This window comes from Cellulosimicrobium cellulans (assembly GCF_001722485.1).
In the GTDB taxonomy this organism is placed as follows: Bacteria; Actinomycetota; Actinomycetes; order Actinomycetales; family Cellulomonadaceae; genus Cellulosimicrobium; species Cellulosimicrobium cellulans_A.
In genome coordinates this window covers 1-12,581 of record NZ_LWGL01000097.1, presented here as the reverse complement: position 1 = coordinate 12,581, position 12,581 = coordinate 1, and the positions used below count along the sequence as shown (strand labels likewise).

The 12,581-nt window shown below is 73.5% G+C and carries 12 protein-coding genes; 8 read left to right on the top strand and 4 right to left on the bottom strand.

Annotation, left to right across the window (positions count from 1 at the left end; translation table 11 throughout):
• The 3 genes from mshD to JZ5iCDA_RS11390 all read left to right on the top strand — a co-directional run.
• A partial coding sequence (mshD, locus tag JZ5iCDA_RS11400) for a mycothiol synthase (protein WP_083259932.1) occupies positions 1-610 on the top strand: 610 nt, incomplete at its 5' end.
• A 43-nt stretch (positions 611-653) separates the two neighbouring features.
• Complete coding sequence (locus JZ5iCDA_RS11395) at positions 654-2,981, top strand: RNA degradosome polyphosphate kinase (protein WP_083259929.1); 2,328 nt, start codon at positions 654-656, stop codon at positions 2,979-2,981.
• 4 nt (positions 2,982-2,985) lie between these two features.
• Positions 2,986-4,023 (top strand): NUDIX hydrolase, encoded by a 1,038-nt coding sequence (locus tag JZ5iCDA_RS11390; RefSeq protein WP_253182057.1) that lies wholly within the window; start codon positions 2,986-2,988, stop codon positions 4,021-4,023.
• A gap of 52 nt (positions 4,024-4,075) precedes the next feature.
• Here JZ5iCDA_RS11390 and JZ5iCDA_RS11385 read toward each other — a convergent pair whose 3' ends face one another.
• The 3 genes from JZ5iCDA_RS11385 to JZ5iCDA_RS11375 form a co-directional block, all read right to left on the bottom strand.
• On the bottom strand, positions 4,076-5,083 hold the full coding sequence (locus JZ5iCDA_RS11385; RefSeq protein ID WP_069387284.1) for an inorganic phosphate transporter: 1,008 nt from the start codon (positions 5,081-5,083) through the stop codon (positions 4,076-4,078).
• 5 nt (positions 5,084-5,088) lie between these two features.
• Positions 5,089-5,709 (bottom strand): DUF47 domain-containing protein, encoded by a 621-nt coding sequence (locus JZ5iCDA_RS11380; protein ID WP_069387283.1) that lies wholly within the window; start codon positions 5,707-5,709, stop codon positions 5,089-5,091.
• 521 nt (positions 5,710-6,230) lie between these two features.
• The gene (locus JZ5iCDA_RS11375) at positions 6,231-6,830 is read right to left on the bottom strand and encodes a hypothetical protein (protein ID WP_069387282.1); all 600 of its coding nucleotides are present in this window, start codon (positions 6,828-6,830) and stop codon (positions 6,231-6,233) included.
• A 253-nt stretch (positions 6,831-7,083) separates the two neighbouring features.
• Between JZ5iCDA_RS11375 and JZ5iCDA_RS11370 the strand changes: the two genes are divergently transcribed.
• The 5 genes from JZ5iCDA_RS11370 to JZ5iCDA_RS11350 all read left to right on the top strand — a co-directional run bounded on the left by JZ5iCDA_RS11370 (position 7,084) and on the right by JZ5iCDA_RS11350 (position 11,968).
• The gene (locus tag JZ5iCDA_RS11370; protein WP_069387281.1) at positions 7,084-8,538 is read left to right on the top strand and encodes a sugar porter family MFS transporter; all 1,455 of its coding nucleotides are present in this window, start codon (positions 7,084-7,086) and stop codon (positions 8,536-8,538) included.
• A 165-nt stretch (positions 8,539-8,703) separates the two neighbouring features.
• On the top strand, positions 8,704-9,261 hold the full coding sequence (locus tag JZ5iCDA_RS11365; protein WP_171905363.1) for a MarR family winged helix-turn-helix transcriptional regulator: 558 nt from the start codon (positions 8,704-8,706) through the stop codon (positions 9,259-9,261).
• Entirely contained in the window at positions 9,258-10,913 is a 1,656-nt protein-coding gene (locus JZ5iCDA_RS11360; protein ID WP_083259927.1) for an MFS transporter, read from the top strand. Before JZ5iCDA_RS11365 ends, JZ5iCDA_RS11360 begins: the two co-directional genes overlap by 4 nt.
• A 138-nt stretch (positions 10,914-11,051) precedes the next feature.
• Complete coding sequence (locus JZ5iCDA_RS11355; protein WP_069387280.1) at positions 11,052-11,543, top strand: MarR family winged helix-turn-helix transcriptional regulator; 492 nt, start codon at positions 11,052-11,054, stop codon at positions 11,541-11,543.
• A complete protein-coding gene (locus JZ5iCDA_RS11350; RefSeq protein ID WP_083259926.1) occupies positions 11,540-11,968 on the top strand; it encodes a DUF2809 domain-containing protein in 429 nt (142 codons plus the stop codon). Before JZ5iCDA_RS11355 ends, JZ5iCDA_RS11350 begins: the two co-directional genes overlap by 4 nt.
• Here the strand turns inward: JZ5iCDA_RS11350 and msrB are convergent.
• The gene (msrB, locus tag JZ5iCDA_RS11345; protein ID WP_069387278.1) at positions 11,946-12,371 is read right to left on the bottom strand and encodes a peptide-methionine (R)-S-oxide reductase MsrB; all 426 of its coding nucleotides are present in this window, start codon (positions 12,369-12,371) and stop codon (positions 11,946-11,948) included. The two genes, JZ5iCDA_RS11350 and msrB, sit on opposite strands and share 23 nt — an antisense overlap.
• Positions 12,372-12,581: the final 210 nt, after the last annotated feature.

The window sequence follows — 12,581 nt, the reverse complement described above, 5'->3', positions numbered from 1 at the left end:
GGCCGCCCGGCCGCCGCTGCGGGTGTGGGCGCACGGCGACCTGCCCGCGGCGCGCGCGCTCGCCGCACGGTCCGGGTACGTCCCGGTCCGCGAGCTGCTCGTGCTCGAGCGGCCGCTGGGCGACGCCGCGGAACACCCGGACCCCGCCGTGCCCGCGGGCCTGCGGCTGCGCACGTTCGTCCCCGGCGAGGACGACGACGCGTGGGTGCGGGCCAACGCGCTCGCCTTCGCGAGCCACCCCGAGCAGGGCCGGCTCACCGTCGCGGACCTGCACGACCGGATGCGCGAGGACTGGTTCGACCCCGCGGGGCTGCACCTGCTGGAGCGCGAGACGTCGGGGGACCTCGTGGGCTTCGTGTGGACGAAGATCCCGGTCGGGCAGGAGGGCGCGTCGCGCGAGGGCGAGATCTACGTCGTCGGCGTGGTGCCGGACGCCCAGGGCGAGGGCCTGGGCGGGCTCCTCACCGCCGTCGGGCTCGCGCACCTCGCGCGGAGCGGCGTGACCACGGCGGTCCTCTACGTCGACGGCGACAACACTGCGGCCGTGCGCACGTACGACCGCGCGGGGTTCGCCCGTCGCGAGGTCCACGTCCAGTACGCGCCGGCGTGAGAGACGTCACGCGCCGTTCATCCGGCGGTGACACGATAGGCGCATGAGCACGACTGCCGAGAAGAGCGGACCGACCCGGGACTCCAAGGGGCGATTCGTGCCCGGCGACGGGAACGGAGCGAGCAGCCGCTCGGCGCTCGACCCCTCGCTCGCGGCGCACATCGCGGAGCACATCGCCGAGGAGCCGGACATCGAGGGCGCCTTCGTCACCGACGGGTCCCCGCTGCCGGCGGACCGCTTCGCCGACCGCGAGCTGAGCTGGCTCGCGTTCAACGAGCGGGTGCTCGAGCTCGCGGAGGACCCGCAGCAGCCGCTGCTCGAGCGCGTGCGGTTCCTCGCGATCTTCGCGTCCAACCTGGACGAGTTCTTCATGGTGCGGGTCGCGGGCCTCAAGCGACGCATGGCGACGGGCATCGCGGTGACCGCCGCGTCGGGCCTCTCCCCGCGGCAGGTGCTCGACGCGATCAGCGTGCGCGCCCACGAGCTCATGGAGCGCCACGCGAAGGTGTTCTCGGGCGAGGTCCAGCCCGCGCTCACCGCCGAGGGCATCACGCTCGTCCACTGGGACGAGCTCGAGACGCGCGAGCAGGAGCGCCTGCACAAGTACTTCCGCAAGCAAATCTTCCCCGTGCTCACGCCGCTCGCGGTGGACCCGGCGCACCCGTTCCCCTACATCTCGGGGCTGTCGCTCAACCTCGCGGTCGTCGTCGCCAACCCCGTCACGGGCAAGGAGCACTTCGCGCGCGTCAAGGTGCCACCGCTGCTGCCGCGCTTCATCGCCGTCGACGCCCGCGGGCGCCCGTCCGCGCCGACCTCCCAGACCGCGGCGACCGACCGCGGCCCGACGTCGTTCGTGCCGATCGAGGAGGTCATCGCCCAGCACCTCGACCACCTCTTCCCCGGCATGGAGGTGCGCGAGCACCACACGTTCCGCGTCACGCGCAACGAGGACGTGGAGGTCGAGGAGGACGACGCCGAGAACCTCCTGCAGGCCATGGAGAAGGAGCTCCTGCGCCGCCGCTTCGGCCCGCCCGTGCGGCTCGAGCTGACGCACGGCATCAGCCCGCGCATCCGCGCGTTGCTCGTGCGCGAGCTCGACGTCGTCGAGGAGGAGGTGTACGAGCTTCCGGAGCCGCTCGACCTCACCGGCCTCAACCTCATGGCCGACCTCGACCGCTCGGACCTGCACTACCCGCCGTTCGTCCCGACGACGCACCGCTACCTCGCCGAGGTCGAGAGCTCGTCGCCGACCGACGTGTTCGCGGCGATCCGCGAGCGAGACATCCTCCTGCACCACCCGTACGACTCGTTCTCGACGTCGGTCCAGACGTTCCTCGAGCAGGCCGCGGCCGACCCGAAGGTCCTCGCGATCAAGCAGACGCTGTACCGCACGTCGGGCGACTCCCCCATCGTCGACGCGCTCATCGACGCCGCGGAGGCGGGCAAGCAGGTCCTCGCGCTCGTGGAGATCAAGGCCCGCTTCGACGAGCAGGCGAACATCTCGTGGGCGCGCAAGCTCGAGCAGGCGGGCGTGCACGTCGTGTACGGCATCGTCGGGCTCAAGACACACTGCAAGCTGTCGCTCGTCGTGCGCCAGGAGTCCGACGGGCTGCGCCGCTACTGCCACGTCGGGACGGGCAACTACCACCCGAAGACCGCGCGCCTGTACACCGACCACGGCCTGCTCACGTGCGACCCGGACGTCGGCCAGGACCTCACGCGCCTGTTCAACCAGCTGTCGGGCTACGCGCCGCAGTCGCGGTTCCACCGCCTGCTCGTCGCGCCGCGCACGGTGCGCTCGGGGCTGATCGAGCGCATCGAGCGCGAGGCGGCCGCAGCGCTCGAGGGCCGCGAGGCCTGGGTCAAGATCAAGGTGAACTCCGTCGTCGACGAGACGACGATCGACGCGCTGTACCGCGCGTCGCAGGCGGGCGTGAAGATCGACCTGGTCGTGCGCGGCATCTGCGCCGTGCGCCCGGGCGTCCCCGGCCTGTCGGAGAACATCCGCGTCCGCTCGATCCTCGGACGCTTCCTCGAGCACTCGCGCATCTTCGCGTTCGCGAACTCGGCGGGCCCGGAGATCGGCGAGGGCCCCGACGCGGGCCCGGAGGTCTTCATCGGCTCGGCCGACCTCATGCACCGCAACCTCGACCGTCGCGTCGAGGCGCTCGTGCGCATCTCCGACCCGGACCAGGTCCGCGAGCTCCTCGACCTCGTCGACACGTCCATGGCGGACGGGACGGCGTCGTGGCACCTGCGTGCGGACGGTACGTGGGAGCGCCCTGCGGCCGGCCCGGACGGGAGCCCGCTCCTCGACCTGCAGGCGAGCCTCGTGAGCCGCCAGCGCCGCCGCCTCACCGGGAGGCGGTGACCGGATGGCGATGCCGCCCTCCGGACCGGGCAACGGGATCACGCTCGTCCCCGCGCTCGGCCCGACGCACGTCGAGCACACGCCGGTCGTCGAGTCGGCCGGCGCGCTCGTGTGGCGCCTGCACGACGGCGAGCTGCAGGTGCGCCTCGTCCACCGGCCGCGCTACGACGACTGGTCCTGGCCCAAGGGCAAGCTCGACCCCGGGGAGACGTTCCAGGCGGCCGCGGTGCGCGAGGTCGCGGAGGAGACCGGGAAGCAGGTCGTGCTCGGCGTCCCCCTGCCCGGGCTGCAGTACCTGACGTCGGAGGGCCGCGTGAAGCGGGTCCACTACTGGGCGGGGCGCCGCGCGTCGCGGCCGCGCGACGCGGGGGCGCTCGCCGCACGGCCCCCGGTGCCGCCGGTCTCGCCGCACGAGATCGACCGGGCGGAGTGGCTCGCGGCGTCCGACGCCGCGCGCCGCCTCACCCGGTACGCGGACCGCACGCCCCTGGACGCGCTCGTGCACGAGCACGAGGAGGGGCGCCTCGCCACGCACGTCGTCGTCATCGCGCGCCACGGCAAGGCGGTCGCCCGGACCGCGTGGCACGGGGCCGAGCAGGAACGGCCCCTGACGCCGGCCGGCTACGCGCAGGCCATGGCGCTCGTGCCCGTGCTCGCGGCGTACGGCGTGGAGGCGGTCGTCACGAGCCGGTGGGACCGCTGCGCGCAGACCATCGCGCCGTACACACGCGCGAGCGGGCTCGAGCCGATGTGCAGCGACAACCTCACCGAGGCGCAGCACGAGCGCTCGCCCGCGCGCGTCGCGCGCGCGGTCCGCGAGCTGCTCGAGTCGGGGACGTCGTCGGTGCTGTGCACGCACCGGCCCGTGCTGCCCACGGTCCTTGACGTGCTCGGCCAGCACTCGCGCCGGGCCGTCGCGAACGCCCTGCCGACGAGCGACCCGTACCTCGACCCGGGCGAGATGATCGTCGCGCACGTCGCGCGCACGACGAAGGGCCCGCGCGTCGTCGCCGCCGAGAAGGTCGCGCCGCCCCTGCACTGACGCCCCGGGCACGACGCGCCGCCCGGGCGGCGCGTCGCGCCCGGCGTGCAGGTCAGACGAGCAGCGGGCTGAGGAGCCAGTACACGACCGCGGCGACGAGGGCCGCCATGGGGATCGTGAGCACCCAGGCCGCGCCGATGTTCTTCGCGACGCCCCAGCGCACGGCGGACAGCCGCTTCGTGGCGCCGACGCCCATGATCGCCGAGGTGATGGTGTGCGTCGTCGAGACGGGCGCGTGGAAGATGAACGCGTTGGCGTACAGCACGAGCGCGGACACGGACTCGGCGACGAAGCCGCGCGCCGGGTCGAGCTCGATGATCCTGCGGCCGAGCGTGCGCATGATGCGCCACCCGCCGGCGTAGGTGCCGAGCGAGATCGCGGCGGCGGCGGACAGCTTGACCCACAGCGGGATCGTGTTGTCGTCCTGGAAGCCGCCCGCGACGAGCGCGAGGACGATGACGCCCATCGTCTTCTGCGCGTCCTGCAGACCGTGGCCGAGCGCCATCGCGGCGGCCGAGGCCGTCTGGGCGATGCGGAACCGGCGGAACGCGCGGGTGGGCAGCGCGTTCCGGAAGAGCCACAGCACGCCGACCATGAGGAGGAAGGCGAGCCCGAACCCGATGAGCGGCGAGAAGATCATCGGCAGCACGACCTTGTCGAGGATCGCGTCCCAGTGGACCGTGATCCCCGAGGCGATGCCGACGCCAGCCAGGCCGCCGATGATCGCGTGCGTCGACGACGACGGCAGCCCGAGCCACCACGTGATGAGGTTCCACGTGATCGCGCCGACGAGCCCGCACAGCACGATGACGAGGCCTTGGTGCGGCGGCACGTCGTTCACGGCGACGATGTCCTCGGCGATCGTCTGCGCGACGGCCGTGCCGAGCAGCGCGCCGATGAGGTTGAACACCGCCGCCATGATGAGCGCGGCGCGCGGTGTGAGCGCCCGTGTGGACACGGACGTCGCGATCGCGTTGGCGGCGTCGTGGAAGCCGTTGGTGTAGTCGAACGCCAGGGCGAACGCCACGACGACGACGACGAGGACGAGCTCGGAGCCCACGGTGCTCAGGACTCCTTGAGCGCGATGGTCTCGACCGTGTTCGCGACCTTCTCGAAGGCGTCCGCGGCTTCCTCGAGGACCTCGACGATCTCCTTGAGCTTCATGAGCTGGATGGGGTCGGAGACGTCGTCGAACAGCTCGGCGAGGAGCTTGCGGTGCAGCTTGTCGGCCTGGTTCTCGAGGCGGTTGATCTCGACCCAGTACTCGGCGAGGTCGCTCATCGAGCGCAGCCGCGGCATCGCCTCGGCGGTCAGCTCGGACGCGCGCTGCAGCACCTGGACCTGCTCGGAGACACGCCGCGGCAGCTCCTCGACCTTGTACAGGACGATGAGGTCGGCCGCCTCCTCCATGTAGTCCATGCAGTCGTCGAGCGCGGAGGCGAGCGCGTAGATGTCGTCACGGTCGAACGGCGTGACGAACGTCTGGTTGAGGCGCCGCATGATCGTGTGCGTCGCGTCGTCCGCGAGGTGCTCGGTGTCGCTGAGCCGCTTCGCGAGCTCCTTGCGCGTGGGGCGGTCGGCGCCGAGCAGCTCGGCGAGGAGCGTGGAGCCGGTGACGAGGTGCTGGGCCGAGGCGGCGAGGAGGTCGAAGAACGAGGTGTCGCGCGGGGTCAGGCGCAGGCGCACAGGAGGCTCCGGGGGGTACGGCGGGGTGGAGGTCGTCACGGGCTGCAGGACGTCGGTACCGGGTCCGGTCCGCGGCGACGAGCGAGTCGTGTGTCGGTGAGGTCCGGGTGAACGCCGGCCGAACTCCCGTCAAATGTAGCGGACGACGGACGCGCCCCCGCACTCACGGCCGACCGGTCCGCCGAGGGGGGCGCAGGGGCGACGGCGCGCCGCCACGGCCTGGGGAGGAGTTCCGCCCGCCGCCGCCCGCCTCGTCGCGGGCCGCGCGGGCCACGGAGCGACGCCGGACCGGGAGCGCCTCTCGGCGCGTGGCCGCTCGTAGCGGCTGAGTGTGGAGCCCGGGGCTACCGCGGCCCGACGTCTCGTCCATCGTACGTGCCGCTCCGCCGCACGGGAACCGGGAGAGCCCCGTGTTCGCGCTCCGCGAGACGGCCCCGCCCCGGGGTGCGAGGGCGGCGCGCCGGTGCGACCGTCCGCGCGGGCGCGACCGACCGTGCGCACGGGGTCCGGACGGGTCCCGCTCAGTCCAGCCGGTCCGCCCGCCACAGCGTGGCGGCGTGCTCGAGCTCCTCGGCGGTGCGCTGCAGCGACGACGCGCCGCGGGTCATGCGCAGCGCCGCGCCCGGGTCCGCGACCTCCCGCGCGTCCGCGTCGAACGCCGCGCCGGTCGCGAGGATGCGGCAGAACGACGCCGCGCGCTCGAGCGCGACCGCGAGGTCGCCGGCGAACACGCCGGACAGCACCGCGTCCGCGAGCTCGCGCAGGTCCTGGGGCTCCGGCGGGCGCGGCACGCCGGCGATCGCCTCGTGCACGGGCGCCGCGTCGACCCCGAGGCGGTAGCGCAGCGCGACGGTCTGCGGGTCGCGCCGCACCCACTCGCGCAGGACGTACAGCCGCCACAGCGCGCCTGGCAGGGAGTTCGGCGCGGCGTCGGACCACAGGGACGCGACGACGTCGAGCCCCTCGGTCTCGACGAGTCGCACGAGGCGGGCGACGACCTGGGGGTCCTCGGCGTCGCGGGCGCGGTGCACGATCGCCTGCGCGGTGGTGTGGGCGACCTGGTCGCGCAGGGCGGGGTCGAGCTCGCCGGGGAGGTCCTCGGCGTCGCGGGGGTCGAGCATCGCGGGGCGCCGCGGGCGCGCTGTCCGGTCCGCCCGGCCGGGGTCGGGGCGGCCGGGCGACGGGGCGCCGGGGGTGGCGGGTGCGTCGTCAGGGGTGTCGTCGGGCACCCGCCCAGTCTGCACCCGGCGGACCGCACGGGCCGTGGCACCCGCACGTGCTGTGACGTGCGACGTTCCCCGCGCCGGTCGCGACGGACGGACCTACAGTGACGAAAGGGCTCCCACAGGCGCCCCAGGACGACCGGAGGGACCCATGCCACGCAGCGACACCGCAGGTCAGCAGTCGGACGCCGTCCGCAGCGCACACCGGAAGGCGACCGCACTCGCGTTCGCCGCGGCGGTCGGCGGCTTCCTCTTCGGCTTCGACAGCTCCGTGATCAACGGCGCGGTCCAGGCCATCGAGGGCCAGTTCGAGCTCGACCCGTCGATCACAGGCCTCGTCGTCGCCGTCGCGCTGCTCGGCTGCGCGCTCGGCGCCTGGTCGGGCGGCCGCCTCGCGGACCGGTGGGGCCGCACGCGCGTCATGGTCTTCGGCGCGATCCTGTTCTTCGTCTCCTCGATCCTGTCGGCGATCGCGTTCAGCGCGTGGGACCTCGCGATCTGGCGCTTCATGGCCGGCGTCGGCATCGGTATCGCGTCCGTCATCGCCCCCGCCTACATCGCGGAGATCGCGCCGGCCCGCCTGCGCGGCCGCCTCGGGTCCCTGCAGCAGCTCGCCATCACCGTCGGCATCTTCGCCGCCCTGCTGTCCGACCAGCTGCTCGCGGAGTCCGCCGGCGGCGCCGCGAACGAGCTGTGGCTCGGGTGGGAGGCCTGGCGCTGGATGTTCCTGGTCTGCGTCGTGCCGGCCCTGGTCTACGGGGTGCTCGCGCTGCGCATCCCCGAGTCCCCGCGCTACCTCGTGGCGAAGGGCAGGGACGAGGAGGCACGACGCGTGCTGCAGTCGGTGCTCGGCCCGGAGGAGGACGCCGACCAGCGCATCCGCGAGATCCACCGCTCGATCGCGATCGACGAGAAGAACGCCCAGGAGGGCACGCTCCGCGGGTCGACGTTCGGGCTCAAGCCGATCGTCTGGGTCGGCATCCTGCTGTCCGTCTTCCAGCAGTTCGTCGGCATCAACGTGATCTTCTACTACTCGACGACGCTCTGGCAGGCCGTCGGCTTCGACGAGAGCCAGTCCTTCCTCGTCTCCACGATCACCGCCGTGACCAACGTGGCCGTGACGTTCATCGCGATCGCACTGGTCGACAAGGTCGGCCGCCGCCCGATCCTCCTCGTCGGCTCGGCCGGCATGACCGTGTCGCTCGGCATCATGGCGCTCGCGTTCACGCAGGCGAGCGGCAGCGGCGACAACATCTCCCTGCCCTCCCCGTGGGGGCCGATCGCGCTCGTGGCCGCCAACGCGTTCGTCGTCTTCTTCGGCGCGTCGTGGGGTCCGCTCGTGTGGGTCCTGCTCGGGGAGATGTTCCCCAACCGGATCCGTGCGGCCGCGCTCGGTGTGGCCGCGATGGCCCAGTGGCTCGCGAACTTCGCCATCACGCTGACCTTCCCGCCGATGCTCTCGGCCTTCGGCGCCTCGATCCCCTACCTCATGTACGCGATCTTCGCGGCGCTGTCGTTCGTCTTCGTCCTCGCGAAGGTCCGCGAGACCAAGGACGTCGAGCTGGAGGACATGGGCGACGAGGCGAGGGCGCGCCCGCGGGCGTAGCGCACCACGTCCCCGGCGAGCCCGGGGTCGTCCACCGACCGCACCGGCGGGGGTGGGCGGCCCCGGGCTCGTCGCATCCCCGGCGGGAATTCCTTGCCGGGCGCAATGGTTGCTACAAGCAACTGCACGGAGTACGCTTGCCTGCAGCAACCAAGGAGTCTCATTGTGCCTGCCTCTGCACCCGCCCGTGCACCCGGCGCCGCCGTCGGTCCCGACGCCCGTCCTGACGCCGGTCCCGCCGCCCCCGGCGACCTCACCCCGACCTCGGGCCTCGTCCGCGCGCTCGACGAGCTCGCCCGCGTGCAGCGCGAGGTCGCCGGCCGCATCGCCCGCGACCTCGACGTCCCGCGCGCCGCGCTCGGCGTCCTGCGGCTGCTCGACCGCTGCGGCCCCGTGCAGCTCGGCGACGTCGCGGCCCGGCTGCGCGTCGACCTCTCCGTCGCGAGCCGCCAGGTCAGCCACCTCGTCGACGACGGCCTCGCCCGCCGCACCGTCGACGACGGCGACCGCCGGGCCCGCACGGTCGAGCTCACCGACGCCGGCCGCGACGTCGTCCGCCGCGCCCACGACCTCGTCGAGGCCATGAGCGCCGAGACGTTCGGCGCCTGGAGCGCCGACGAGCTCGAGGCGGCCACCGCGCAGATCGACCGCGTGACCGCGGCCGTCGCCCGCGACCACGACCTTCTCCCCCACCTCCGTCCCACGAGGAGCCCCGCCGTATGACCGCCGCCACCACCCAGGCGCCACCGGCTTCCGCCGGCCAGACCACGATGTCCCGCCGCGAGGTCCTGGAGTCCCTCTCCGGGATCCTGCTCGGCATGTTCGTCGCGATCCTCGCCACGTCCGTCGTGTCGAGCTCGCTGCCCAAGATCATCAGCGACCTCGACGGGTCGCAGTCGTCCTACACGTGGGTCGTCACCGCGACGCTCCTCGCGACGACGATCTCGACCCCCATCTGGGGCAAGCTCGCCGACCTGACGAACCGCAAGGTGCTCATCCAGGTCGCGCTGGTCGTCGCCGTCGTGTCGTCCGCGCTCGCGGGCCTGTCGCAGAACGTCGGCACGCTCATCACGTTCCGCGCCTTCCAGGGGCTCGGCGCCGGCGGTCTCATGGCGCTCGCGACCGTGCTCGTCACCGACATCATCTCCCCGCGCGAGCGCGGCAAGTTCATGGGCCTCATGGGCGGCGTGATGGCCGTCAGCCAGATCGGCGGCCCGCTCCTCGGCGGCGTGCTCACCGACACGGCGAGCTGGCGCTGGAACTTCTTCGTCGGGCTGCCGTTCGCGATCGCCGCGATCGTCGTGCTCCAGCGCACGCTGCACCTGCCGACGGCTGCGCGCCGCGTCGTGAAGATCGACTACTGGGGCGCGGGCCTCATCAGCGTCGGCGTCTCGACGCTGCTCCTGTGGGTCACGTTCGCGGGGCAGAACTTCGCGTGGCTGTCGTGGCAGACGTCCCTCATGGTCGGCGGCGCGGTCGCCGCGCTCGTCGCCGCTGTCCTCGTCGAGCGGGTCACCGCCGAGCCGATCATCCCGCTGCAGCTGTTCAGGAACCGCACCTTCGTGCTCGCCGTCGTCGCGAGCGTCGCGGTGGGCCTCGCGCTCTTCGGCACCGCGGTGTTCCTCAGCCAGTACATGCAGGTGGCCCGCGGCAAGACCCCGACGGAGTCGGGCCTGCTGACGATCCCGATGATCGTCGGGACGTTCGTCGCCTCGACCCTGTTCGGCCAGCTCATCACCCGGTTCGGCCGGTACAAGGCGATCATGGTGACGGGTGCCGCGCTGCTCGCCGCCTCGTTGTTCGCGCTGTCGACGATCGACTACCACACGAGCTTCGTGCTGATCAGCGTCTACCTGTTCTTCCTCGGCACCTCGATGGGCATGCTCATGCAGAACCTCGTGCTGGCCGTGCAGAACACGCTCGCGGTCGAGGAGATGGGCGCCGGCACGTCCACCGTCGCGTTCTTCCGCACGCTCGGCGGCGCGGTGGGCGTCTCCGTCCTCGGCGCGGTGCTGGCGTCCAAGGTGACGACGTCGATCCAGTCCGGCCTCGAGCGGCTCGGCGTCCCCGCGAGCTCGATGGGCGGCAGCAACGCCGTCCCGGACGTCAACACGCTCCCCGGTCCGGTCAAGGACCTCGTCGAGCGGGCGTATGGCGACGGGATCGCCGACATCTTCCTCGTCGCCGTGCCGCTCGCGCTCGTCGCGCTCGTCGCGGTGATCTTCCTCAAGGAGGTCCCGCTCGGCACGAAGACGGGCCTGGAGGAGCGCCTCGAGAAGGAGGCCGCCCTCGCCGAGTCGACGCTCGTCGACGCCGTCGCGCCCGGCGGCGTGGTCGAGGAGGGCGAGCCGGCGACGCGCGAGCGCACGCGCTGAGCCCACGGCGGTACGGCACGACGGCGGGTCCCGGGACGTCCGGGGCCCGCCGTCGTCGCTCCCGGTCGGCCCGTCCGGCGGGGACGAGTTGCGCGCACGGTGGTGACCGGTGCGGCGCCGACGCGCCATGATGGGCCTGTGCCTGCCGAGACGCCCGCCCCGACCGCCGACCCTGCCACCGGGTCCGACGCCCCGTACGTCGACCTCGAACGGGAGCTGCGCGTCATGCTGCGCCGCGCCGGCGCCGTCGCCGGCGGGATGGCGCGCCGCGTCCACCCGGACCTCGAGGCGAGCGCGTACCCGCTGCTCGCGCACATCGCGGACCGCCCGGGCGTGCGCGGGTCGGAGCTCGCGGCCCACTTCGGCGTCGGTCGCGCGACGATCTCGCGGCAGCTGAGCCGTCTGCACGACCTCGGCCTCGTCGCCCGCGAGGTCGACCCGGAGGACTCCCGCGGCCAGCTCATCACGCTCACGCCCGACGGCGAGGCGCGGCTCCAGGCGGCGCACCGCGGGCGCGTCTCCTCGATCACGGAGGCGCTCGAGGGCTGGGACCGCGAGGACGTCGCGACCCTCGCGAGCCTCCTGCACCGCTACTCCGAGGACGTCGTGCGCTGGAACGCCGCGCGGTGAGCCGCACGGCGGACGCCCGGCGCCGCACCGTCGCGGGCGCCGCGCTCGCGGTCGTGGTCGTGGCGGGCCTCGTCGTGGCGACGCAGGTGCCCGACCCGGCGGGCGACGTCGGCGGCGACGTCCTCTACGCGGTGGCCACGTACGCGCTCGTCGCGCTGGTGCTCCCCCGGCTGCGGCCCGGCGTCGTCGCCGCGCTCGCGCTCGGGTGGTGCTGGTCCGTCGAGGCCCTGCAGGCGACCGGGCTGGCCGCCGCCGTGAACGACGAGGTCCCGCCCGCGGCGTGGCTCCTGGGGAGCACGTTCGCGGTGCGGGACCTGGTCTGCTACGCGGCCGGCGTCGGGCTGGCGCTCGCCGCCGACGCCGGCGCCCGGCGGGTCGCCGGGGCACGCGCTGCGGGACGCGCTACTGCGCGGCCTCGAACGTGAGGCTCAGCGAGTTCATGCAGTAGCGGTCGCCCGTCGGGGTCTGGGGCGCGTCGTCGAACACGTGCCCCAGGTGGGAGCCGCAACGAGCGCAGCGCACCTCGGTGCGCACCATCCCGTGGCTGCGGTCGGTCAGCAGCTCGACGCGGTCGCCGGCGAGCGGGCTGAAGAAGCTCGGCCACCCGCAGTGCGCGTCGAACTTGGTGTCCGAGCGGAACAGCTCGTTGCTGCACGCACGACACCGGTACACCCCGACGCGCTGCTCGTCGAGCAGCTCGCCGGTCCAGGGGCGCTCCGTGCCTGCCTGGCGCAGCACGGCGTACTCCTGCGGCGAGAGCTGCTCGCGCCACTGGGCGTCCGTCTTCGCGACCTCGTAGGGCTGGCTGTCATGGGTCTGACTGGTCATGCTCCACCTCCGACGGTCTCAACCACGTGCTCCGGGCCGGTGTTCCCGGCCGTGCCAGCCGTTCCGGCCGTGGTCAGCGCGGGGTCGACGTCGAGTAGACGGTCGGGCCCGACGAGCCGGCGGGGCGCTGGGCGCGCCCGCGACCGCCACGACGACGGCCCGAACCCTGGCCGGCCGGCTGCGCGGCGCCCTGAGCGCCGCCCTGGCCGG